This window comes from Nocardia sp. NPDC005746 (assembly GCF_040630785.1).
Classification (GTDB): domain Bacteria; phylum Actinomycetota; class Actinomycetes; order Mycobacteriales; family Mycobacteriaceae; genus Nocardia.
Map to the genome: position 1 here is coordinate 74,772 of NZ_JBEXYE010000012.1, position 23,413 is coordinate 98,184.

Here is a 23,413-nt window from a genome sequence, read left to right on the forward strand (position 1 = left end):
AACTGCCGGGGATGAGAGACCCCGGGGCCGCGAACAGCCGGAGCGAAGCGGAGGCCATGGACAGAGCATCTCGTGGACTGCGAGTGGCCATGATGACCCGTGAATACCCGCCCGAGGTGTACGGCGGGGCGGGGGTGCACGTCACCGAACTGGTGCCCAGGCTGCGGGAACTGTGCGACGTCACCGTGCACTGCATGGGGGTCGCGCGCCCGGATGCGGTGGTGCATCAACCGGATCCGATGCTCTACGCCGCCAATTCCGCGGTCCAGATGATGTCGGCGCAGTTGCGGATGGCCGACGCCGCCAGCTTCGCCGACGTGGTGCACTCGCACACCTGGTACACCGGGCTGGCCGGGCATCTGGCCGCGCAGCTGTACGGGATTCCGCATGTGCTGACCGCGCATTCGCTGGAACCGCGGCGGCCGTGGAAGGCCGAACAGCTCGGCGGCGGCTACCGGCTCTCGTCGTGGTCCGAGCACAATGCCGTGGTCTACGCCGACGCCGTGATCGCGGTCAGCGCGGGCATGCGGGCCGACGTCCTCGACGCCTACCCCGACATCGACCCCGGGAAGGTCCACGTGGTGCACAACGGCATCGACGCCCGGGTCTGGCATCCGGGCGGGCCCGCCCTCGGCTCCCGTGACGTGCTCACCGAACTCGGGGTGTCGCAGGACCGGCCGATCGCCGCCTTCGTCGGGCGCATCACCCGGCAGAAGGGCGTGCCGCACCTGCTGGCCGCCGCCCGCCATCTGGACCCGGACATCCAGCTCGTCCTGCTGGCCGGTGCCGCCGACACCCCCGCCATGGAGGCGGAGGTGGCGACCGCGGTCCGCGCGCTGCGCGACGATCGCGACGGGGTGTTCTGGATCAAGGAGATGCTGCCGACCGAACTGGTCCGGCAGGTGCTCGCCGCCGCAACGGTTTTCGTGTGCCCGTCGGTGTACGAGCCGCTGGGCATCGTGAACCTCGAGGCCATGGCCTGCGGGACCGCCGTGGTCGCCTCCGACGTCGGCGGCATTCCGGAGGTGGTGGCCGAAGGGGAGACCGGGCGGCTGGTCCACTACGACGAGCACGCGCCCCACGACTACGAACGCGGCCTGGCCCGGGCCGTCAACATGGTGGCCGCCGACCCCGTCACCGCCGCCGCCATGGGGACGGCCGGGCGGGTCCGGGCCATCGACCACTTCGACTGGACGCAGATCGCGGCCCGCACCGCGCGGATCTACGACCAGCTTCGCAAGGGCTGAATCAGAGCGGGTAGCGCATGAACACGTCGGCGCGGTCGTAGGGGCTGGGCGGCAACTCCGACGGCGGGACGTGGACGAAACCCATCGACTCGTACAGGTGCACGGCGCTCGCCAGGCGGGCATTGCTGGCCAGGAAGAACTGCTCCGCCCCCAACTCGCGGGCCTGGTCGATGGCCGCCTGCAACACCACGCGGCCGATGCCCCGGCCCCGGAAGCGCGGCGACACAGCCATTTTCGACAATTCGAAGACTCCCGGATGCTCCTGGACCAGGGCCACGCAGCCGACGGCCGCACCGTCCAGCCGGGCGATGAGCACCTCGCCGCCGTTCGCGACGATGGCCTCGGCATTGTCGAGGGTGGCCAGGTCGGCGGCCTCGACCGTGAAGAAGGCCTCGATCCACTCCAGATTCAGGTCCCTGAAGGCGCGCGCGTCCTCGGGTCCGGCCATCGGCGCGACCACGATCGAATCGAGTTCGGGGGCTTCGGCGTCCGTCTGCTGAGTCACCCCGAAAGCATGTCGGACTTCGAACCATAACGTCCAATACTTGATAGCTGAGATTGATATCATCAGCTTATGAACGCTGGGGTGGAGCTGCGGCACCTGCGCTATTTCCAGGCCGTCGCCGAGGAACTGCACTTCGGGCGCGCCGCGGCCCGCCTGCACATCGCCCAGCCCGCCCTCACCCAGCAGATCCAGCGCCTGGAAACCCTGCTCGGCACCCGGCTCCTCGACCGGACCTCCCGCACCGTCGCCCTCACCCCGGCCGGGATCGTGCTGCGCGACCGCGCCGCCGCCCTGCTCGGCCACGCCGATCGCGACCTCGCCGAGGTGATCCGCATCGGCCAGGGCGGCCAGGGCACCCTGCACCTCGGCTTCGTGCCCTCGGTCCTGCCCCTCGAACCCCTGCGCGGCGTCCGCGAATTCCGTGCGCGCTTCCCCCTCGTCCACGTCGATCTGACCGAAGGCTTCACCAGCCACCTGATGGCCCGCCTCGCCTCCGGCACCCTCGACATGGCCATCGTCCGCGACCCCGACGACCAGCCCGGCACGGTCACCACCCCGCTCATCACCGAACCGTTCGTAGCGGTCCTGCCCGCCGACCACCCCGACGCCGCCCGCCCCACCCTGACCGGCGCCGAACTCGCCGACGACCCCGTGGTCTTCTTCCCCCGCGCGGCAGGCGAACTCGCCTACGAGAAGAACCTCACGCCGCTCCTGGAATCCGGCCGCCGACCCCACATAGTCCAGGAAGCCACCAATTGGACGATCATCCTCTACCTGGTGGCCGCGGGCCTCGGCATCACCATCGCCCCGCGCAGCGCCACCTTCACCGCCCCCGACTCGGTCCGCATCATCCCTCTGACCGGAACCGAAGCCGCCACCACCATCTACACCGCGACCCGCGTGGGCGACGACCGGCCGCTGGTCCACAATCTGCTCGCCCTGCTCCCGCACCGCCCGACCGCACCACGCGAACAGCCGTGGGCGCCAGGCTCTTCCGGGACCGGATAGGCCAGGCTCAGCGTGGCCGGTACGCCGAGACCGTCACCGAAGCGGTCACCGCCACCGGATCGGGCAGCGCCGCAATAGCTTCGGCGCGGCCCTCGTCTCCGTGGAACGCCGACGGTCCCATCGCCACCACTCGCGCCACATCCTCGTGCGTGAGCGACATGGTGTACTCGACGGCCTCGCGCCCCACCAGCTCGAAACGCTCCCCGAGGGATTCGGCGAGCCGATCCTCCTTGGCCGCGTCCACGCTCACCATCCCCAGCGGCTCGATCAGCTCCCGCAGATGCCTCGAGGTCGGAGTCACCACCACGAACCGCCCGCCCTCGGCCAGCACCCGAGCGACCTCGTCCGCCTTCCGGGGCGCGAACACCGACACGACCGCGCTCATCACCCCGTCGGGCACGGGCAGCCCGCGCCACGCGTCCGCCAGCACCGACCCCGCCCGCGCATGCGCCCGAGCCGCCCGACGGGCCGCCGCCTTCGACACATCCAGGGCGATGCCGCGTGCTCCGGGCAGCGCGTCCAGTACCGCGGCCACGTAATAGCCGGTGCCCGCGCCTATCTCGAGGACCGCGAGGCCGCGATCGGCCGCTTCGGTCCGAACGGGCGTCGGCGATTCTGCGGCGGGGTCCGGCCCCGCCCAGGATCGGCCGGCGACCGGACTCTCCGGCGTGCCGGGGGCCTCGGTGCGCCCGCCGCTCGTCGCGGCCGGGACGGCGGACAGGAGCGTGGCGGCCAGCCGTGCGGCGGAGGCCGTGGCGACGGACATCCCGGGCGTGGCGATACCGGCGCGGGCTCGATGGTGGCGGGCGTCGGTGGTAGCGGCAGCCGGGGGCGAGTCCGCTCCGAATAGTGAGGAGTCGGCAGCGCGGCCGGGTAGGGGCGTCGCGATCGCGGCGGCCAGGGCGGCGGCGATCGGGGTGAAGTGGCCGGCGGCTTGGAAGGCGGCGCGGGCGTCGAGCATGGCCGGGGTGTCGCCGGTCATCTTGGTGGACGCGCCGGTGAGGAGACTGACGTAGCCCTGTTTGGCCAGGTCGTAGCTGTGGCCGAGCCGACAGCGCAGGGTTCTGGCCGGCGAGTCGTCGGCAGCCGGGTCGACGCCGGCCGTCAGGGGGTGGCCGCACTGTGGGCAGGCCAGCAGGTCGGCGCAAGCCAGGAGCCGATCCGCGGGGGAGGGCTGGGCCGTGCCGACTACGGGGTTCTGTGTGTTGTCGTTCACCGCGATACCGGTAAGCCGGGGGCTCCGGGGAGGAGCCCCCGGGTTGGGCTCACCGGCAGCGATCAGCTGGTGACCTTGACGAGTTCGTCACCGAGCGCCGCGGCTTCATCCGGCGTGAGCTCGACGACCAGACGCCCGCCACCCTCGAGTGGAACCCGCATCACGATTCCACGCCCTTCCTTGGTTGCCTCGAGGGGACCGTCCCCGGTGCGGGGCTTCATGGCCGCCATCCTCTGCTCCCTCCAGATCTGCGCGGTCTGCTGCGCACTTTCATGGAACTCCAGTTGTCACCAACCAGGCAGCCCGCCGGTATGTGGCGGGCTACACCTTGCCCATTCTTCCCTATCGCGGATCGGGGCGGGTACCTGAGTTCCAAAAACCGACCGACGTGGCGTTCAGCGTGTCCCCACATTCACCCAGCAATCGGCGATGTGATCGTCTACCATCCCTGTCGCTTGCATGAGTGCGTACGCCGTGGTGGGTCCCACGAATTTGAACCCGCGCCGCTTGAGTTCTTTTGCGAGAGCGGTGGATTCGGGCGTGACAGCGGGTACATCGGACATTTTCCGCGGCCGCCTCCGCGGGGCTGGGGCAAAGCTCCAGAGCAGCGTGTCGAGACTCTCGTCGAGATCCCGGGCAACCCGCGCATTGTGGACGCTGGCCTCGATTTTGGCTCGATTGCGAACAATGCCCGGGTCGGTCAGAAGGCGTTCCACATCGGTCTCCCCGAACCCCGCCACCCGCTCGATGGAGAAGCCCGCGAATGCCGCCCGGAACGCGGGCCGCTTGCGCAGAATCGTGATCCACGCCAGCCCCGATTGGAAGGCCTCCAGGCATACCCGTTCGAACAGCGCGTCATCGCCGTGCAGCGGGCGGCCCCACTCCTGATCGTGGTAATCCCGGTACAGCTGCGAGCCCTCCGACCAACCGCACCGAATTCGTCCGTCGGATTCCACGGGCACGGTCATCGAGTGGCCTCGGGGCCCGGCTCGGCGGGATCGGCCGTCAGCACTTCGGGAACTTCCCGTTCGCCGTCCGGGCGTGGCGTCTCCTCGGACGCGACCTCCGGGGCCGTCGCCCGCGCCAGCTCACCCTCGAGTTCGTCGATGCGGGCGGCGAGCCGGGTCAGCGCCCAGTCGACCTCGCCGGCCTTGTACCCCCGGAACACCTGCTGGAAGCGCAGCGACCGCACATCGGTCCCGCTGATGCCCGCCACGGGCAGCACGGTCACCGTGGTGCCCTCCGGTAGCGGCCCGAGCTCCTCGGACCGCCCGAAGATCGCACTGGCCACCAGGAACAGCAGGGCGGCGACCAGTCCGACGATCAGCACGTACAGCAGCATGGTGAGCATGCCCCGAGCTTAGGGGTCACCGTCGTGGGCGGCTGCCCACACCCCGGCGGAATTCGGCCGTCGAATTCCGCACCGCCCCTTCGCTACAGGTGGCGGGTGGTGTCGATGGACAGCGACATGCCCGCCAGGCCGCGGCGGCGGACCGAGAGCTTCTCGGCGATGTCCAGCAGCGCCTTGCCCGAGGGGCTCTCGGGCGCGCGCAGCACGATCGGGGTGCCCTCGTCGCCGGCCTCACGCAGCTGCTGCTCGATCGGGATCTGGCCCAGCAGCGGCACATTCGCGCCGATGGTGCGGGTGAGGTTGTCGGCCACGGTCTGACCGCCGCCCGAGCCGTACAGCTCCATGCGCGAGCCGTCCGGCAGATCCAGCCAGGACATGTTCTCGATGACGCCCGCGATCCGCTGCCGGGTCTGCAGGGCGATGCTGCCCGCGCGCTCGGCGACCTCGGCGGCGGCCAGCTGCGGGGTGGTGACGACCAGGATCTCGGCATTGGGGATCAGCTGGGCCAGCGAGATGGCCACGTCGCCGGTGCCCGGCGGCAGGTCCAGCAGCAGGATGTCGAGGTCGCCCCAGAAGACGTCGGCCAGGAACTGCTGCAGCGCGCGGTGCAGCATCGGGCCGCGCCACACCACGGGCGTGTTGCCCTCGGTGAACATGGAGATCGAGATGACCTTCACGTCGTGCGCGATGGGCGGCATGATCATCCGCTCGACCTGGGTGGGCCGCTGCTCGGTGCCCAGCATGCGCGGCACGCTGTGGCCGTAGATGTCGGCGTCGAGCACACCCACCGAGAGGCCCTTCGCGGCCATGGCGGCGGCCAGATTCACGGTGACCGAGGACTTTCCGACGCCACCCTTGCCGGAGGCGACCGCGTACACGCGGGTGAGCGATCCGGGCTGGGCGAACGGGATGACCGGCTCGGCGGCGTCACCGCGCAGCTTGCGGCGCAGCTCGGTGCGCTGCTCGTCGTTCATCACGTCCAGGTCGACGCTGACGGCGCCGACTCCGGGCACGTCGTTGACGGCCTTCGTGACCCGTTCCTGGATGGCGGATTTCATCGGGCAGGCCGAGGTGGTCAGGTAGATCACGACCTTGACCGCGCCGTCCGCGCCGACGTCGACGCTCTTCACCATGCCCAGCTCGGTGATCGGTTTCCGGATCTCCGGGTCGTTCACCTTCGCGAGCGCGCCCCGCACATCCGATTCCGTAACCACTGGCATGGGCCCAAGTCTAGGAGCGCCGGTTTCGCGCCCCGATGCGGGGCACACTCATGTCAGATGCGGGGGAGGGCGGCGGCCGAGGGGGTGATGCCCGAGCCGTACGCGGTCTCCCACGCCATCACGTTGGCGACGTAGGCCATCGAGTTGTTGTAGCGCAGGATGGCCCGCGTCTGCTGGCCCGGGTCACGCATGTCGAGGCCGCCCGAGCACAGGTACTTGCCCGCGGTGAGCGTGGCGTCGTAGATGTTCTGCGGATCGGCGATGCCGTCCCCGTTGCCGTCGGCCGCGTACTTGCGCCAGGTCTCGGGCAGGAACTGCATGGGCCCGACGGCGCGGCGATAGCTGCCGGACAGGCCGTCCAGGTCGCCGCCGTCGGAGGTCTGGATGACGTTGTTGCCGTAGAGGCTTCCGTCGAGCACCGGGCCGTAGATGGGCTGCAGCGGATTGCCGTCCTCGTCGACCTTGCCGCCGAAGCCGTGCGTGGATTCCACCCGGCCGATGCCGGCCAGCAGGTTCCACGGCATGTTGCAGGTCGGGTTCTCCACGGCCAGCACGCGTTCGGCGTTCTGGTAGGCGTCGTGGGCGATGCCGGGCATGCCGAGCGGTCCGGCGGCGCGGGCGGCGGGCACCCGGCCTTCGGGGAGGGCGACGGACTTGATCTCCGGCGGGCCCACGGGCGCAACCTGTTTGGCCTCGTGCAGCAGGGGTTCGGGGGCCGGGGCGGCGGGCGGGGCCGCCTCCGGTTCGGGTAGCTGGTCTTCGTCGCCGCCGAACTGGTGCTGGAAGGTTGCCGCGAGCTTGTCGGTGATGTGGCCATCACCCGCTCCGGTAACTGTGGCGAGCCCTGCGGGCACGAGCCCGGTCAATGCGATGACCGATCCACGACGAACTCTGGGGACCGGGGGTTTACGGTGACGACCCACTGTGTGGTGACCCTCCATTGCCATCGGTTGATACCGGGGAGATGCAACACAGGTCACGTTACCTCATCCGAGACCTTCTTGTTACATCTTCGTGATCAACTTTCAGGTTTTGAAGGAATGCCTAGTCAAACGCGAGTTCCGGAGCGGCGCGCCGAAACTCGCGAATCACACCTTCGTTACGGAACCGGCGCGGGGGCCGGAGCCGGGAGCGGGATCGTGATGCCGAACGGCAGCGTGATGCCGGGCGCCGGAGTGGTCGGATCGACGGCCTCCGGGGCGGTGTCCGCGGGCGGTTGCGGCTGCGGCTCCGGCGTCTTGGAGGGCGTCACCGTTTGCTGGTCCTGCGGTTGCTGGACACCCGGCTGCGGCTGATCCTGCGGCTTGTTCTCGGCCTGCTGCACCGGCGCGGTGCAGGTGGTGATGATGGGCTGATCCTTCGGCAACGGCTTGCCGTCGGGGCCCAGCTTCTGGTCGGCGGGCTGGGCGTCGGCGGGCTTGGTGTCGGCGGGCTTGGCCGGATCCTCGGCGGCCGGGTCGGTGGCCGCGTCGGCGGGCTTCTGATCCGGCGCCGGCGCCGGAACCGCCACCTGCTCACAGGGATTGGCGGGCACGGCCGGGGTGGCCGGGCAGAAGATGCCGCACGGGATCGGCGGCAGGCCCGCGATGGTGATCATCACCTGGGTCGCGCCGGGCGTGGTGGTCACGACCGTCTGCTGGGTGCGCTCCGGCGCGGGCCCGGCCGGAATCGTGGTGGAGGCCACCGTGATGTCCGGGCCGTTGACCGGAACGTAGTTGTTGGGCACCAGATCCGGCGAGATGCTCACCTGCTGCGGCGCGCCGCCGGTCCGGTAGGCGTTTGCCCAGCTGAGCACATTGGCCGCGTAGGAGATCGAATTGTTGTAGCGCAGCACCGCCCGCAGCTGCTGCTGCGAGTCCGCCAGATCCAGGCCGCCCGAGCACAAGTACTTCCCGGCCGCCAGCGCGGCGTCGAAGACGTTGTTGGGATCGGGTGTGCCGCTGCCCTTTCCGTTGGCGGCGTACAGCGACCAGGTGCTGGGCAGGAACTGCATGGGCCCGACGGCGCGCACGTATTTGCCGTCGGCGGCCTTGATGATCTCGTTGCCGGGCAGTGTCCCGTCCAGCGCCGGACCGTAGATAGGGGTGACCGTGGTGCCCGCGGCGTCGGTGCGGCCGTTGTTGGCGTGGTTGGACTCGATGCGGCCGATACCGGCCAGCAGGTACCACGGCAGATGGCAGTTGGGGTCCGAAGACTGCAGTGCCAGTTCGGCATTGCGGTAGGCGGCCAGCACGATCTCCGGGATGCCGAGCAGTCCGCCGCCGCCGGGCAGGGCGATGTCGCGCAGCGGGACGGTGCCGCCGAAGAGCGGCATGCCGTCCGCGGGCGGAGTCATTGCGCTGAGTTTGCGGGGCGCCTCCGGAGCCGCCGGAACCAGTCCGACGAGCCGATCCGACGGCGTGTCGACGGGAGTGTTCAGACTCGCGTCGGTCGCGGCGGAGGCCGCGAGCAACGCATCGGGCGCGGCCTGCGGGGCGACGGGGGGGACCGTCGTGTTGGTGGCGGAACCGGCGGTGACCAGGCCCGCTATCAACAGCGCAGACGCTGTCACCGGAGCAGAAATTCTCTTCGCCACCACACAATCCCCTCAGTCGTGCGGCCGGAGCCCCGTGGTGACACGTGTGCTGCGGCAGTGTCTGGGTCGGTCGCTCGGAACAACGTGATCCAGGTTACCCATGAGTCAGCTTGTTCGGTACAGCTTCTGTGGTCAGTCGCCATCTTTCTGTGCCGAAATCGGGACCTCGGTAGCCTTTCGATCGGTACCCTTCTTTGCTTTCCGCGATTGGACGATCTCCCCGTCGACGGCCAGTTTTTCCAATCTGACCAGGGTTTCCTTGATGTCGTCCAGTTCCCTGCGCACGTAGTCGCGCGTGGCGACCTCACCCACGGCGAGTCGCAGGGCGGCCAGCTCCCTTGCCAGGAACTCGGTGTCGGCCTTCGTCTGGGCCGCTCGGGTCCGATCCTCCTCGAGCGAGACCCGGTCGCGGTTGTCCTGCCGGTTCTGCGCCAGCAGGATCAGCGGCGCGGCGTAGGCGGCCTGGGTGGAGAACGCGAGGTTCAACAGGATGAACGGGTACGGGTCCCACTGCAGCCGCAGCGCGAACACGTTGAGCAGGATCCACACCGCCACGATGACGGTCTGGATCACCAGATAGCGGCCGGTGCCCAGGAATCGGGCGATCCGCTCGCTGGTGACCGCGAGTGCCTCGGCGTCCCAGTCCAGGCCGCGGAAGCGATTCTCGAGAGGCGTCTCCAGGCGTTGGCGCGCACTGGATTTGTCGAGCCGTTCGCTCATGAGCGGCCTCCCGTCCCTTCGATCACGGGCATCCCGTGCGCGTCGTGATTGTCCTCGTCCTGCTCACGCCAGTCCTCGGGGAGCAGATGGTCGAGCACGTCGTCGACGCTGACGGCGCCCAAGAGATGATTCTCCGCGTCCACCACCGGTCCGCACACCAGGTTGTAGGTGGCGAAATATCGGGTGACCGCGGTGAGCGGGGCATCGGGGCGCAGCTGCACCAGATCGGTGTCCACGATGCCGCCGACCAGGTTCGCCGGCGGTTCCCGCAGCAGTTGCTGGAAGTGCACGCAGCCCAGGTACCGGCCGGTCGGGGTGGCGGTGGGCGGGCGCACCACGAAGGCCATGGAGGCCAGCGCCGGGGTGAGCTCGGGATCTCGGATCCGGGCCAGCGCCTCGGCGACGGTGGTGGAGGCGGTCAGCACCACCGCGTCCGGGGTCATCAGACCGCCCGCGGTGTAGGGCGCGTGCTCGAGCAGGCGGCGGACCGGTTCGGAATCCTCCGGATCCATCAGCGCCAGCAGCGATTCCGCCTCGCCCGCGGGCAGTTCGCCCAACAGGTCGGCCGCGTCGTCGGGGTCCATGGCCTCGAGCAGGTCGGCGGCGCGTTCCACGCCGAGCTGTTCGAGCAGCTCCACCTGGTCGTTCTCGGGCAGTTCCTGGACCACGTCGGCGAGGCGTTCGTCGTCGAAGGCCGCGGACACCTCGATGCGGCGCTTGGGCGGCAGTTCCCGCAGCATGTGCGCGACGTCGGCGGCCCGCATGCCCTCGAACTGTCCCAGCAGCTGGGTGACGTCCTGACCGGGCATGTTCAGTTCGGTCTGGGTGAGCCCACGCACCTGCGCCCAGTCGACCACGTGCACCGCGCCGCGGCGGCCGAAACCCACACCGAGGCGGCGGCGTTCGCGCACCGCGACCCGCGACACCACCCAGTCGCGGGTGCGGCCCTTGTCGATGCCGAGGTCGACCACCACCACGTCCACGCCCGCCAGATGCTCGAGCTCGGGGTCGGCGACGCGCACGGTGGAGTCGAGAATCTGTGCGATGGCCAGCAGTTCGCCCGGCCGCTGCTCGAAGCGGCGCACACTGATGGTTCCGGTGGTGAGGGTGATCGCGCCGGGTTCGATGGCCTGCACCCGCAACATGGGCACGAAAATCCGCTTCCGGGTGGGCAGTTCGACGAGAATGCCCAGTACCCGGGGCTGCTGCCGGTCGTATCGGATGGAGATCACGATGTCGCGGACGCGGCCGATAGACTCGCCGTCCGGTCCCAGTACCACCAAGCCCGCCAACCGGGCGGCGAAAACCTTCGTCGCTGCCATGTTTGATAAGGCTAGTGGGTCCAGCGCGTCGGAATTGCCGCGCCACGAGAAGGAGTGACCCATGACATCGCGTCGATCGGTGCTGGCCGTACCCGGCAGTAACCCGCGCATGATCGAGAAGGCCAAGGGGCTGGGCGCCGACGAGGTGTTCCTGGATCTCGAGGACGCGGTCGCACCGGCGGCGAAGGCCGCCGCGCGGGCGAACATCGTGGCGGCTCTCAACTCCGGCGGCTGGGGTTCCCAGATCCGCGTGGTGCGGGTCAACGACTGGACCACCGAGTACACCTACGCCGATGTCATCACGGTGGTGGAGGGCGCGGGCTCCGAACTCGACGCCATCCTGCTGCCCAAGGTCACCGACGCCGGCCAGGTGCAGGCGCTGGACCTGCTGCTCACCCAGCTGGAGAAGGCCAACGGCCTGCCGGTCGGGCGGATCGGCATCGAACCGCAGATCGAGAACGCGCTGGGCCTGCGCAATATCGACGCCATCGCCACCGCGAGCCCGCGGGTGCAGACCCTGGTGTTCGGCCCGGCCGACTTCATGGCCTCGATCAATATGCGCACCCTCGTGGTGGGCGAGCAGCCCGAGGGCTACGAGCCCGGCGACGCCTACCACCACATCTATATGACGATCCTGCTCGCGGCCCGCGCCCACGGCCTGCAGGCCATCGACGGCCCCTACCTGGCGGTCCGTGATATCGACGGCTTCCGCCGCAACGCCTCCCGCACGGCGGCGCTGGGATTCGACGGCAAGTGGGTGCTGCACCCGGACCAGATCACCGCGTGCAACGAGATCTTCAGCCCGCGCCAGGCCGACTACGACCGGGCCGAGGAGATCCTCGACGCGTACGCCTTCCACACCTCCGTCGAGGGCGGCGCGCGCGGCGCGGTCATGCTCGGGGACGAGATGATCGACGAGGCCAGCGCCAAGATGGCTCAGGTGATCGCTGACAAAGGTCGGGCCGCGGGAATGGCGCGAACCGCGCGAGCTCTGTGAATCCGGCACGGCGATCGGGCGGGTGTCGGCCGGAAATAGCATGATGGAGTCATGACGAATCCCATGGGGAATGCGAGCCGGGGCCGGCAGCCCGCCCTGCCGACGCCGCCGTCGGGCTGGCCGATCGGCTCCTACCCAACCTACGCGGAGGCGCAGCGGTCGGTCGACTATCTGGCCGACAACCAGTTCCCGGTGGAGGGCGTGACCATCGTCGGTGTCGACCTCATGCAGGTCGAGCGTGTGCTGTACCGGCTGACCTGGGGCAAAGTCATTGGCGGCGGCATGGTTTCGGGCGCCTGGCTGGGCCTGTTCCTAGGCTTGCTGCTGAGCATGTTCACCACCGGCGGCACCCTGGGCCCGCTGGTGGTCGGCCTGGTCGGCGGCATCATCTTCGGTCTCATCTCCGCGTCCATCCCGTACGCGGCGACCCGGGGCCAGCGTGACTTCGCCTCCACCATGCAGCTGGTGGCGGGCCGTTACGACGTGTTGTGCGATCCGAAGACCGCCGAGCAGGCGCGCGACATGCTCGCCAGACTGGCCATCTGAATCGATGGAGGTATTGGACAAGGTCCGGGCCGCGGTGCTTGGTCACTTCGGCGTGGAGTCCGCGGACGCGGCGTCGGTGACGTTCCTGGGTCTGGAGCCCATCGACATCCTGCGCATCCCGGACGGCGAGTTCGTGCACTATTCGACGTTGGGCGGGTCCCGGCATCCGATGACCGATCCGGCGGCGGCGCTGGCCGATCCGGTGCGCGGGCCGCGCGCGGAGCTGGTGCTGACCCTGCGCGGCGGCGCGGGCGCGGGTTCGGGGCTGACCCGGACCCTCGGCGTGCTGGTGGCCGCGCCCGCGGTCGAAGGCGTTGTGCTGCAGGCGGACGCGTTGCTGGACCTGGGCGAGCCGATCTGGGCCAACGCGCCGTTCACGGCGGTCCTGCTGGGCGACAGCGAGATCCCGGAAGTGGTGCTGCCCGATCCCGCGGACCCGGTGCGCTTCCTGACGGTCGCGCCGATCACGGCGACCGAGGCGGCGTGGGTGCGCATCCGCGGCGCGGCGGCGCTGCGCGACGCGTGGGCCGAGGCGGGCATCGACGTCCGCGACCCGGCCCGCCCGGCTGCGAGCCTCTAGCGCGCCGCGGGGTTTGCTCAAAGCCATTTGTTCCGACGGAAATTCACGTAGAGCATCGTGCACAGCAGCACCATGACACCGATCACGATCGGATAGCCGTAGTGCCATCGGAGCTCCGGTAGGAAGTCGAAATTCATGCCGTAGATCCCCGCGATGGCGGTCGGCACCGCAGCCATGGCCGCCCACGCCGAGATCTTGCGCATGTCCGTGTTCTGCTGGACGCTCACCTTGGCCAGCGCCGCATTGATGAGGGCGCTGAGGGATTCGTTGAAGTCGAGGATCTGTTCGGTGACCGCGGTGTGGTGGTCGGCGACGTCGCGCAGGTAGCGCCGAATCTCCTTGGGCAGGGGCAGGGTGGTGTCGTGGGTGAGCACCTGCAGGGGTAGCTGGAGGGGCTTCACGGCCCGGCGTAGTTCCACCACTTCGCGTTTGAGCTGGTAGATCGCCTCGATCTGGAGTTTGTTGGCGGGGGTGAAGACCTCTTCCTCCATGGCGTCGACGTCTTCCTCGATGTCGGCGGTGACGGTGACGTAGGTGTCGACGACGTGGTCGGCCACCGCGTGCAGCACCGCGCCCGGGCCGAGCGCGAGTTGCGCGGGGTCGGCTTCCAGGTCCTTCCGCAGTCCGGCCAGTCCGCCGTGCTCGCCGTGGCGCACGGTGATGACGAAGTCGGGTCCGGTGAAGACCATGATCTCGCCGGTATCGACGATCTCGGCGACGGTTTTGAGTTCGTGCTCGAGGTACTGCACGGTGCGCATGACCAGGAACAGGATGTCGTCGTAGCGTTCGAGTTTCGGGCGCTGGTGGGCGTGCACCGCGTCCTCGGCGGCCAGCGAGTGCAGGCCGAAGGTCTCGGCGACGTCGGTCATCAGCTCCTTGCCGGGCTCGAGCAGACCCAGCCAGACGAAGCCCGCCTTGCGTTCGCGCACTTCGGCGAGGGCGTTCTTGTAGGTGCACCGGTCCCACAGCCGCTGTCCGTCCACGTAGACGGCGCAGTCGACGATCGCGCCGTGCGGTACGGCCGGTTTGGCGGGCGTCGGTTCGCCGGGCCGCCCGGGCCAGTGGAACGAGGGCAGCGGCGGTAGGGAGGACACATCAACGATGCTAATCGTCCCGGGTCGGGGTGATCGTTTGCGCCGCAGGCAAGATAGGTGGGGTGCGCATCGATCTCCACACCCATTCCAACGCGTCCGACGGCACGGACACCCCGGCCGAACTGATCGCGAAGGCTGCCGCCGCCGGTCTCGACGTGGTGGCCCTCACCGACCATGACACCACGTCCGGCTGGGCCGAGGCCGTCGACGCCTTGCCGCCGGGTTTGACGCTGGTCCGGGGCATGGAGATGTCGTGTGTGGGGCTCGGCGAGGACGGTTACCCGGTGCCGGTGCACCTGCTGGCCTACCTGTTCGATCCGACCGACGAGTCCTTCGCGCAGGAGCGGGAGCGGCTGCGCGCCGAGCGGGTGGTGCGGTTGCGCGCCATGGCCGAGCAGATGGCCGCGGACGGCCTGCCCATCGATCCGGAGGAAGTGATGGCCTCGGTGGGCCCGTCGGCGGGCCGCCCGCATCTGGCCCGGGCGCTGGTGGCCGCGGGCGTGGTGCCGACGGTGGACGCCGCGTTCCAGGATCTGCTGGCCCCGCACGGCCGGTACTACGTCGAGAAGGCCGACACGCCGCTGCGGCGGGCGGTCGAGATGGTGGCGTCGGCGGGCGGGGTGTCGGTGGTGGCGCATCCGCGCGCCCGCAAGCGGGGGCGGCTGCTGGCGCTGGACCACATTCGCGAGCTGACCGAGTTCGGGCTGGGCGGTCTGGAGATCGACCACATCGATCACAGCGAGGCCGACCGTGAGGTGCTGCGCGGGCTGGCCGCGGAGCTGGGGCTGCTGACCACCGGATCCTCCGACTACCACGGCGCCAACAAGACCATTCGGCTCGGTGAATTCACCACCGACCCAACACAATTCGAGGAAATTGTGGGCAAAGCCAGTGGGGTTCCGGTGATCACCGCGTGAAGGTGTTCCGGGGTCTGAGCGGGATCGTCGCCGGAGGCACGGTGGTGTTGGCGGTCACGGTCGCCGGGGCCGCGAGCATCGGTGCTCGGCGCGGTTTTCCGGGCCCCGGAGCGGAGTCGGTGACATGGCATGTGGCCGCCGCGCTCGCGGTTGTCGCCGCCCAGATATATGCGGATAGACGTCAAGGTTTTGCCGCTTTTTTCGGATGCTTGGTAGTTTTCGGGATAGCGGGATATCTGCTGTGGGCGCAGTGGTGGAATTGAAATACGCATAACGGTTGCGGCGAGTTGAACTGTCGTCGAACATTTGTCGTTATGACCGAATTCGACGCCGATGTGCTGGTGCTGGGAGGTGGCCCGGCCGGATCCTGGGCCGCCCTTGCCGCGGCCGCCGCGGGCGCGCGGGTATTGGTCGTCGACAAGGCCCGCTGTGGATCCAGCGGGCCGACGGCGCGGGGCGGGGTCACCCTGTGGAACATCCCGTCGGGCGCGGCCCGCGAGGACGCCGTGCGGCAGAACTTCGCGCACGGCGGCGGGCTGGGCGAACCGGACTGGATGTACCGCGTGCTGGAGGAGACGCATCGGCGGGTCGGCCAGCTGGTGCACGGCGGCTTCCGCTTCCAGGGCGAACACGCGGAGCGTCCGGCGCGGGTCTACCTCGACGGCGCGAAGTATCTGGGCAGGCTGCGGCGCAGCATGGTGATCGCGGGGGTCCGCATCCTCGACCACCATCCGGCATTGCAGCTGATCACCGACAAGGACGGCGTGGTGTCCGGCGCGGCGGGCGTGGCGCTGCACGGCGAGTCGCCCAACTGGATCGTTCGTGCTCGCGCGGTGGTGCTGGCGACCGGCGGCTGCGCGTTCCTCTCCGGCGGCGCGGGCACCGATGTGGATACCGGGGACGGCCTGCTCATGGGCGCGGAGGCCGGGGCCGAACTGTCGGGCATGGAGTTCTCCAACGCGTATTCGCTGGCTCCGGTGGCTGATTCCCGGCCGCTCGGGGGTCGCCCGGTGTCGGCGGTCTTCGCCTCGGATCAGGTCATGCATTTCGCGACCCTGTACGACGAATCGCGGTCGGTGCTGTGGGGTCAGGGATGCGGTTCGCGGGCACAGGCTTTCGCGGCCATCGCCGATGGCCGGCGGGTGTATGCCGCGCTGGACGAGCTGCCCGAGGCGGTCCGCGCGGGGCTGCTGCGGCTGGGCCCGACCCCGACCGGTCAGGTGCCGATGGGCGCGGTGCTGGAGGGCACGGTGCGCGGTACGGGTGGATTGCGCCTGGTGGGACCGGATTGCGCCACCACCGTGCCGGGCCTCTACGGCGCGGGGGATGTCACCACCCGGGAGCCGATCACCGGCGCGGTCAGCGGTTTCGGTGGCCAGAACGGCGCGTGGTCCATTTCGTCGGGGGTGTGGGCGGGTGCCGGTGCGGCCGGTTTCGCGGCGTCGCGGCGCAAGCTGGGCAAGGCGCGGCCGGTGCCGGGGGTGGGCCTGGGGGACAAGTCCCGCCTGGATCCGCGCGCGGTGGTGGGGCTGGTCCAGGAGCACACTCTGCCCTTGCGCCGCAGCTACTGGCGCAGTGACGGCAGTCTGCGCGACAGCATCGGCGAACTGGACGGCCTGTGGCCGGGTGCGGAGTTGGCGCTGGGCGGAAAAGGTCCCGATCGGTTGTGGGCCCGGCAGGCCGCGGCGCTGCTCGCGGTGGCGCGTTGGACGAAATATTCGGCGCTCGCCCGAACCGAGACACGGGGAATGCATCGGCGTACCGACCACCCCGGCGCGGGAAATGACTGGCGGGTACGGTTGCTCTCCGGCGGTCTCGAATCCGTGTGGGTACGACCGCAACCCGTGGTAGCCGAGGCGGCGCCGGCGTGAACCGGGCGGTAGGTTACTGATCGGTCGTGCAGCCCCTTTGGCAACCTCACAGCCGTCCCCGCGACCGGGTTGTGACAGTTCTCCGAGTTCGGGTTCCCACCAGCGAGTTTCCGTTCACCTGCGCGTGACGCGGCTGACTTACTCTTCAACGATGGTGAGGCGACGCGACGGACCCGGGGTCGATTTGGCACCCCGTCGCAGCGACTGGCAGAATGGGCCGATCCCGGCCGCAGCCACCGCCCGGCCCGGGACACTCGGTGATCACGAACTCCGACTCGCGGGTTCACCCGGGATCACCCCGACTGTCTCGTCCGGACACACCCCTCCGGTTCTCGCTCGACGATCTGTGCCGCCGTCGACCATTACGTCGCGGCGAAAAGATATATATGAGCACCGAAACCATAAAAACAGCTATTACCGAACGGTAACCGTCAAACGGTTGAGTCCGAACCGATCAGGAGTGAAAGCGTGTCACCCGTGACTGAAGCAGTGAATGCCACCGAGGCCCCCGCGTCCAATGGCGCGAACCTGTCCGACATCACCACGGAAGAAATTTTCGCCGGGCATCTTGGCGGCAAGCTTTCGGTCGAACTCACCGCACCGCTGGAGACCCAGCGGGATCTGTCCATCGCCTACACCCCGGGCGTCGCGAAGGTCTGCCTCGGCATCGCCGAGGACGAGTCCCTCGCCAAGACCTACACCTGGGCCGAGCGCCTGGTGGTCGTCGTCTCCGACGGCACCGCCGTGTTGGGTCTGGGCGACATCGGCCCGCGCGCCTCGCTGCCGGTGATGGAGGGCAAGGCGGCGCTGTTCAAGAAGTTCGCCGGGCTGGACTCGATCCCGCTCGTGCTGGACACCAAGGACCCCGACGAGATCGTCGAGACCCTGATCCGCCTGCGCCCGAGCTTCGGCGCGGTCAACCTGGAGGACATCTCCGCCCCGCGCTGCTTCGAGATCGAGAAGCGCGTCATCGAGGCGCTGGACTGCCCGGTCATGCACGACGACCAGCACGGCACCGCCATCGTGGTGCTGGCCGGCCTCAAGGGTGCGGCCGCGGTGCAGGGCCGCGACATGTCCGGCATGAAGGTCGTGGTCTCGGGCGCTGGCGCGGCCGGTGTCGCGTGCACCGACATCCTGCTGGCCGCGGGTGTTTCCGACATCGTGGTGCTCGACTCCAAGGGCATCGTGAGCGGGGACCGTGGCGACCTGAACGAGTACAAGACGGCGCTGGCCGAGCGCACCAACCCGCGTAATGTGACCGGCGGTCCCGCCGAGGCGCTGGCGGGCGCGGACGTGTTCCTGGGCCTGTCGGCGGGCACCATCGCCGAGGAGCTCATCGCGTCCATGGCGCCGGAATCCATCGTGTTCGCCATGTCGAACCCGAACCCGGAGATCCACCCCGAGGTCGCCGCCAAGTACGCGTCCATCGTGGCCACCGGCCGCAGCGACTTCCCGAACCAGCTCAACAACGTGCTGGCCTTCCCGGGCGTCTTCAAGGGCGCGCTGGATGCCGGCGCCCGCCGCATCACCGAGGGCATGAAGGTGGCCGCGGCCGAGGCGATCTTCAACGTGGTCGCCGGTGAGCTGTCCGCGGACAAGATCATCCCGAGCCCGCTGGACCCGCGCGTGGCCCCGGCGGTCGCCGAGGCCGTGGGCAATGCCGCCCGCGCCGAGGGTGTCGCGTAATCGCACGCTGAACCGAGCCGGAAGGGGCGCTTCGTCATCGACGAAGCGCCCCTTCCGCGTTCGCGGGCGCGGGATTCGGTCGTCCCCCACACGGGGGAGGAGGGGTCCGGACGGTACCGTGCGGCCATGGATGTGACCAGGTCACTGGCCCGGCAGTCGCTGCTGGTGGCCGCGGTGGCGGCCGTGCTGGACGGCGCGCAGATGGTGATGTGCGGCGGGTTCGGCCTGGCCCCGGTGGCGGCCACCGTGCTGACCGTGGCCACGGTGGCCGCGGATCTGGCGCTGGCGGCTCCGGCGGCGACGGCGGCCGCGGTGGCGGTGGCGCAGGTGGTGGTGAAGGTGTCGGTGGCGGTGTTCGCGCACCATTACGGGCTCACCGCCAGGGTTTTCGATGTCGGGTTCCTGGTAGCCGGGTATCAGGCGGGCGCGTGGCTGAGCGGGGTGGTGTCGGTGCTGACCGTCACGCTGCTGGCGGGCGGCGCGTTGACGGTGAACGCGATGGCGGCGCTGGCGGGTACGAACAATCCTGTGCGGCTGGTGATCTCGGCGCTCGGGGCGGGGGTGGTGCCGTGGCTGGTGGGCCGGTACACGGCGGCGCGCGGGGCCTATATCGCGGAATTGGAGCAGCGGGAGCGGCTGCGGCGGCAAGAGCAGCGGGCGGCGCTGGATCGGGCGCTGGCCGATGAGCGGGAGGCGATCGCGCGGGATCTGCACGATGTCATCTCGCATCATGTGAGCGCGATCGGGATTCATGCGGGAGTGGCGCGAATGGCTTTGTCGCGCAGTGATTCCGAGTCGGCGGCCCGGTCGGTCGATGCGGTGGAGTCCAGTAGCCGGGCGGCGATGGTGGATCTGCGGCGGCAGCTGGATCTGCTGCACGGCCGCGAGGACGACGGTGAGCGGCAGCCCGGGCTGGCCGATATCGACGATCTGGTGCACCGGGTGCGGGATGCCGGATTGACTGTGGGCGTGATCTTCTCGGGGGATGCGCCGGTGCTGCCGGAGTCGCTCGACGTCATGCTCTATCGGGTCGTGCAGGAGATGCTGACCAATGCGCTGCGTCATGGCGGCGAGCGGGCCGAGCTCGAAATCGTCTACCGGCCCGGCTCGGTGGAGATCCGCGAGACCAATCCGATCACGGCCAGAGCGCCGGGTGTGAATGTGCATCGCGGTCTGGACGGTCTGGACGGGATCCGCCGCCGTGCCGAACTGTTCGACGGGACCGTGGTCCACGGTTCCGATTCCTCCGGAACCCGTTGGGATATCCGGGTTTCCGTCCCGATCGGAGTCGCATGAGCATCACGGTCCTGATCGCCGACGATCACACGGTCTTCCGTTCCGGCCTGCGCGCGGTGGTGGACGCTCACCCCGATCTGGAGTGTGTGGCCGAGGTGGGTGACGGCCGTGCGGCCATCGAGGCGGCCGCTCGCACGCATCCCGATGTGGCGATTCTCGATGTCCGCATGCCCAGGCTGGACGGTTTGGCCGCGACCGAGGCGATCGTCGCCGCGGGCGGCACCCGGGTGCTGCTGCTCACCACGTACGACAGCGAGGCGAATCTGCATCGGGCCCTGTCGGCGGGCGCGAGCGGATTCCTGCTGAAAAGTCTTCCCCCGGAGGAGCTCGTGGCCGCGATCCGGGTCGCGGTGCGTGGGGACGCGGTCATCGACCCGTCCATGACACGCAGGCTCGCAACGCGTTTCGCGCTCGGCATCGCGACCGCCGGTGGAGTCGCCCGCGCTGGCGCAGTTGACCGCCCGGGAACGGGAGGTGCTGTTGTTGCTGGCGGATGCGCGCAGTAACGGCGAGATCGCGGCCGCGCTGGGTGTCGGCGAGGAGACGATCAAGACGCACGTGTCCCGGGTGCTCGCCAAACTCGGTGTGCGCGATCGCATTCAGGCGGTGGTGTTCGCGCACCAGCACGGACTCGGCCGGTAGCCGGCCGAGTCCGTGGCGGGGATCAGAATCCGAAGGATCCGGTGCTCGGCTTGGGGGTCGGGGTCGGGGTGGGGGTCGTCACGTCGGCGACGGTGACCACCTTGGTGGTCGACGAGGCGGCCACGCCGGTGCGGCCGGAGAAGTTCGCGCCGATGGTGTACGAGCCCGCCGCGCCCGGGGTCCACACGATGGTGGCCTTGCCGTTCGCGTTGACCGGGATGTCGCCGAGGACCTGGTCGCCCGCCTTGAACTGGACGGTGCCGCCCGCGGCCGCCGGGGACACGGTGGCCTCCAGGGTGACCGGCGTGTTGATCTTGGCGCCGCTCACGTCGGTGAGCACGGTGGTCGACACGGCGTCGCTGGACACGGTGATGGCCGGGCCCTTGTCGGTGTAGTTGCCCGAGCCCAGGGAACCGCTGTAGCTCATGGAGGTCGCCAGCGGGGTGTCGCGGGCGCAGTTGACGCCCACGGTGTACTGCACCTCGAAGGTCTGCGACTTCGGCGAGATGTTCGGGTACACAGGGTATTTGACGATGCTGAACGAGGCGCTGACGGCGTCCGGCGTGGTGTCGATGGAGACCTGGTCGCCGCCCATCTTGGCCGAGCCCGCGACCGGGGTCAGGCAGGTCGGGTGCTCATCCTTGATCGAGTAGATGTACTCCACCGGGATGCCGGTCCGCTCGAACTTCGTCGACACGGTCACGACCTCGCCGGCGATCGGGTTGGTGTTGGACACCGTCCGGGTGAACTTGCTGTTCCCGTCGTTCCAGGTCACCGTTCCGGACGCGGCCGAGGCCATGCCGGGCATCGCCGCGACCGCGAACCCGGCCGCCACCGCAAACGCGGCAACCGACCCGGCCGCCCGCTGCATACTTCTGTCCACCATCGTTTCTCCCACGCACCGGGCGCCCTCGATATCGTCATCGAGGCAGGATTCACCCGAGTTGGCGGAATTAGATCACGCCGTTTACTTCTATGGACCCAATTCCGAAATGAACCCATGTCAGATGGGCCTTCGATCATCCGTTTCCTGGTCAAACGACCATCTGCGGCGTGCCCACCCCGGCTATTTCGGGGTGGCGTAGAGGGTGATGGTGTGGGCGATGCAGCGGGCGATGAAAGGGGGGTCGAGGGGCTGGTTGCCGGTGAGGAGCCGGAAATAGAGGGGGGCGGAGAGGGTTTCGATGAGGTCGTGGGGGTTGGTGTGGGGTGGGAGGTCGCCGCGGGCGATCGCGCGGTGGACGATGGCGGCGCTCTGGGTGAAGCGGGTGGTCCAGAAGTGATCGCGGGCGGCTGATACTTCCGGGTCGGGGGAGAGGGCGAGGGCGGTGCCGAGCAGGCGGGAGATGCCGGGGCGGGTGATGAGGGCGGAGATCTGGGCGGCCAGGTGGTGGAGGTCGTCGTGGAGGGTGCCGGTGTCGGGGATGGGGTTGGCTTCGGCGGCCAGTTCGGTGACGGCGTCGGCGATGAGGGCGGTGCGGGTGCCCCAGCGGCGGTAGATGGTGGTTTCGGCGACGGCGGCTCGGGCGGCTACCGCGGTGATGGTCAGGCCCTCGACGCCGTTGTCGGCTATCTGATCGAGGGTGGCGGCGAGAATGGCCTGGCGGACTCGCGCGGATCGGCCTCCGGTCCTGCGGCGGGGGCTCGAGTCCGGGTTGTCGCGGTCTCCGGGCTGGTCCATGCCCTGTTCATAACAGGTTCCGAGATTGAAAGCTAACAATCCTGGCTTTAGCATTCCCCTCGAACCGGGCTTAATGCTAGGTTCGCTTGCGTTAAGGATGGGGATGAGAGGACACGATATGGCCGAGCCCATCGAGATTCGTGCGGACCTGGGGGGACGGCGGATCACGCGAGATCAGGTGCGGGCGTGGGAATCGCGGCGTGCCGGTGCTGTTCTGAGAAAGCTCGCCTCCCGGCTCGGGGAGCGTGCTGTCGCTGAACTGCTGCCGGATCGCACGATGGCGGAGTTGCTCGACGCGCCCCTCTCTGGGCAGCGAGTCACGTTGACGGACTTGAAGATTCGACTCGGGCATGCCGGGATCTACGCGCTGCTCGAGCGGGATCTGGTCATGTCGGAGCGGATGGCTCGCGTTGGGATGGCGATGAGCCGGGGCCGGACGAAACACTCCGTGATTCGTCTGGAGGTCCCGGGCTACTCCGCGGAACGGTTCGCCGCGTGGTTCGAGAACCTGGTCGTCGACAACCGTGAGGCCGAGATGGTCGACGCCTGCCCGGATCACTATCTGCTCCGAGGGCTGCCCGACGGACGGCAGGAAGTCGTCGAGACCACCGGCGGATCGCCGATGCCGACGCGGTTCCTGGTCGACTACACCACGACCGATGCCCTGACCGTTCCGGTCGACCCGCGATATCCGATTCAGATCGCGGGGCAAGCGGTTCTCGATGATGGTGTGGTCATCGGCGGCGTCCGCCATCAGTTCGGCGATCGGGGCGGCGCTTTGAATGCGCTTCTCACCGTTCAGTTTCCGGCGAGCCTGCCCGGGAGGTTCATCCGGCAGCATCGGTGGCATCTGGCCGCGGAGTTCAGCAACTGGGTGATCGCGGCCGCACCCGTGGCCGCGACGGTGTAGAAGTCCCGAAACGCGTGTGGGGCCCGGTC

General features: G+C 69.2%; 22 protein-coding genes and 3 pseudogenes. 11 read left to right on the forward strand and 14 right to left on the reverse strand.

Features of this window, described 5'->3' with window-relative positions; translation table 11 throughout:
• The first annotated feature begins 77 nt into the window (after positions 1–77).
• Positions 78–1,247, forward strand: coding sequence for a glycogen synthase (gene glgA, locus ABZ412_RS22955; RefSeq protein WP_357283697.1), 1,170 nt, complete (start codon positions 78–80; stop codon positions 1,245–1,247).
• 1 nt (position 1,248) lies between these two features.
• On the opposite strand, the gene ABZ412_RS22960 is transcribed toward glgA, so the two are convergent.
• Positions 1,249–1,752: a GNAT family N-acetyltransferase gene (locus ABZ412_RS22960; RefSeq protein ID WP_357283323.1), complete on the reverse strand. Its 504-nt coding sequence runs from the start codon at positions 1,750–1,752 to the stop codon at positions 1,249–1,251.
• 69 nt (positions 1,753–1,821) lie between these two features.
• Between ABZ412_RS22960 and ABZ412_RS22965 the strand changes: the two genes are divergently transcribed.
• Positions 1,822–2,760, forward strand: coding sequence for a LysR substrate-binding domain-containing protein (locus ABZ412_RS22965; protein WP_357283325.1), 939 nt, complete (start codon positions 1,822–1,824; stop codon positions 2,758–2,760).
• Positions 2,761–2,767: 7 nt separating this feature from the next.
• Here ABZ412_RS22965 and ABZ412_RS22970 read toward each other — a convergent pair.
• The 10 genes and pseudogenes from ABZ412_RS22970 to ABZ412_RS23015 form a co-directional block, all read right to left on the reverse strand.
• Positions 2,768–3,328: pseudogene (locus tag ABZ412_RS22970) on the reverse strand (methyltransferase domain-containing protein); the annotation flags it as partial.
• A 444-nt stretch (positions 3,329–3,772) separates the two neighbouring features.
• Positions 3,773–3,976, reverse strand: a pseudogene (locus ABZ412_RS22975) (hypothetical protein); the annotation flags it as partial.
• A gap of 62 nt (positions 3,977–4,038) precedes the next feature.
• Positions 4,039–4,206, reverse strand: a complete 168-nt coding sequence (locus tag ABZ412_RS22980) for a DUF3117 domain-containing protein (RefSeq protein ID WP_083869218.1) — start codon at positions 4,204–4,206, stop codon at positions 4,039–4,041.
• Positions 4,207–4,371: 165 nt separating this feature from the next.
• Positions 4,372–4,944, reverse strand: a complete 573-nt coding sequence (locus tag ABZ412_RS22985) for a DNA-3-methyladenine glycosylase I (RefSeq protein ID WP_357283327.1) — start codon at positions 4,942–4,944, stop codon at positions 4,372–4,374.
• Positions 4,941–5,327, reverse strand: coding sequence for a DivIVA domain-containing protein (locus tag ABZ412_RS22990; protein WP_357283329.1), 387 nt, complete (start codon positions 5,325–5,327; stop codon positions 4,941–4,943). The genes ABZ412_RS22985 and ABZ412_RS22990 overlap by 4 nt, the downstream gene beginning before the upstream one ends.
• Positions 5,328–5,410: 83 nt before the next feature.
• Complete coding sequence (locus ABZ412_RS22995; protein WP_357283330.1) at positions 5,411–6,547, reverse strand: Mrp/NBP35 family ATP-binding protein; 1,137 nt, start codon at positions 6,545–6,547, stop codon at positions 5,411–5,413.
• Between the two features lie 53 nt (positions 6,548–6,600).
• Positions 6,601–7,488: a lytic murein transglycosylase gene (locus ABZ412_RS23000; protein ID WP_357283700.1), complete on the reverse strand. Its 888-nt coding sequence runs from the start codon at positions 7,486–7,488 to the stop codon at positions 6,601–6,603.
• A gap of 158 nt (positions 7,489–7,646) precedes the next feature.
• Positions 7,647–9,098: a lytic transglycosylase gene (locus ABZ412_RS23005; RefSeq protein ID WP_357283332.1), complete on the reverse strand. Its 1,452-nt coding sequence runs from the start codon at positions 9,096–9,098 to the stop codon at positions 7,647–7,649.
• 156 nt (positions 9,099–9,254) lie between these two features.
• Positions 9,255–9,842, reverse strand: a complete 588-nt coding sequence (locus tag ABZ412_RS23010) for a DUF1003 domain-containing protein (RefSeq protein ID WP_357283333.1) — start codon at positions 9,840–9,842, stop codon at positions 9,255–9,257.
• Entirely contained in the window at positions 9,839–11,164 is a 1,326-nt protein-coding gene (locus ABZ412_RS23015; RefSeq protein ID WP_357283334.1) for a CBS domain-containing protein, read from the reverse strand. The genes ABZ412_RS23010 and ABZ412_RS23015 overlap by 4 nt, the downstream gene beginning before the upstream one ends.
• A gap of 61 nt (positions 11,165–11,225) precedes the next feature.
• Here ABZ412_RS23015 and ABZ412_RS23020 point away from each other — a divergent pair, with 61 nt between their 5' ends.
• Genes ABZ412_RS23020 through ABZ412_RS23030 form a run of 3 tightly spaced genes read left to right on the forward strand, consistent with a single transcriptional unit; the run spans position 11,226 to position 13,287 of the window.
• The gene (locus ABZ412_RS23020) at positions 11,226–12,161 is read left to right on the forward strand and encodes a CoA ester lyase (RefSeq protein WP_357283336.1); all 936 of its coding nucleotides are present in this window, start codon (positions 11,226–11,228) and stop codon (positions 12,159–12,161) included.
• A gap of 51 nt (positions 12,162–12,212) precedes the next feature.
• The gene (locus ABZ412_RS23025) at positions 12,213–12,707 is read left to right on the forward strand and encodes a general stress protein (protein ID WP_357091391.1); all 495 of its coding nucleotides are present in this window, start codon (positions 12,213–12,215) and stop codon (positions 12,705–12,707) included.
• 4 nt (positions 12,708–12,711) lie between these two features.
• The gene (locus ABZ412_RS23030; protein WP_357283338.1) at positions 12,712–13,287 is read left to right on the forward strand and encodes a suppressor of fused domain protein; all 576 of its coding nucleotides are present in this window, start codon (positions 12,712–12,714) and stop codon (positions 13,285–13,287) included.
• A gap of 17 nt (positions 13,288–13,304) precedes the next feature.
• Here the strand turns inward: ABZ412_RS23030 and corA are convergent, their stop codons facing one another.
• Positions 13,305–14,291: a magnesium/cobalt transporter CorA gene (corA, locus tag ABZ412_RS23035; protein WP_357283702.1), complete on the reverse strand. Its 987-nt coding sequence runs from the start codon at positions 14,289–14,291 to the stop codon at positions 13,305–13,307.
• Positions 14,292–14,443: 152 nt separating this feature from the next.
• On the opposite strand from corA, the gene ABZ412_RS23040 reads away from it, so the two are divergent.
• The 5 genes and pseudogenes from ABZ412_RS23040 to ABZ412_RS23060 all read left to right on the forward strand — a co-directional run bounded on the left by ABZ412_RS23040 (position 14,444) and on the right by ABZ412_RS23060 (position 20,793).
• Positions 14,444–15,298, forward strand: coding sequence for a PHP domain-containing protein (locus ABZ412_RS23040; RefSeq protein ID WP_357283340.1), 855 nt, complete (start codon positions 14,444–14,446; stop codon positions 15,296–15,298).
• A 314-nt stretch (positions 15,299–15,612) separates the two neighbouring features.
• The gene (locus ABZ412_RS23045) at positions 15,613–17,169 is read left to right on the forward strand and encodes an FAD-binding protein (RefSeq protein ID WP_357283341.1); all 1,557 of its coding nucleotides are present in this window, start codon (positions 15,613–15,615) and stop codon (positions 17,167–17,169) included.
• A 477-nt stretch (positions 17,170–17,646) separates the two neighbouring features.
• Positions 17,647–18,855, forward strand: coding sequence for an NADP-dependent malic enzyme (locus ABZ412_RS23050; RefSeq protein ID WP_357283342.1), 1,209 nt, complete (start codon positions 17,647–17,649; stop codon positions 18,853–18,855).
• Between the two features lie 126 nt (positions 18,856–18,981).
• Positions 18,982–20,151 carry a histidine kinase gene (locus tag ABZ412_RS23055; protein WP_357283343.1) on the forward strand — a complete coding sequence of 390 codons (1,170 nt, stop codon included), beginning with the start codon at positions 18,982–18,984 and terminating at the stop codon, positions 20,149–20,151.
• Positions 20,148–20,793: pseudogene (locus ABZ412_RS23060) on the forward strand (response regulator transcription factor). Before ABZ412_RS23055 ends, ABZ412_RS23060 begins: the two are co-directional and overlap by 4 nt.
• 22 nt (positions 20,794–20,815) lie before the next feature.
• Here the strand turns inward: ABZ412_RS23060 and ABZ412_RS23065 are convergent.
• Positions 20,816–21,679 (reverse strand): Ig-like domain-containing protein, encoded by an 864-nt coding sequence (locus ABZ412_RS23065; protein WP_357283345.1) that lies wholly within the window; start codon positions 21,677–21,679, stop codon positions 20,816–20,818.
• A gap of 180 nt (positions 21,680–21,859) precedes the next feature.
• On the reverse strand, positions 21,860–22,474 hold the full coding sequence (locus ABZ412_RS23070) for a TetR-like C-terminal domain-containing protein (protein ID WP_357283347.1): 615 nt from the start codon (positions 22,472–22,474) through the stop codon (positions 21,860–21,862).
• A gap of 118 nt (positions 22,475–22,592) precedes the next feature.
• Here ABZ412_RS23070 and ABZ412_RS23075 point away from each other — a divergent pair, with 118 nt between their 5' ends.
• On the forward strand, positions 22,593–23,384 hold the full coding sequence (locus ABZ412_RS23075; RefSeq protein WP_357283350.1) for a hypothetical protein: 792 nt from the start codon (positions 22,593–22,595) through the stop codon (positions 23,382–23,384).
• Positions 23,385–23,413 lie beyond the last annotated feature (29 nt).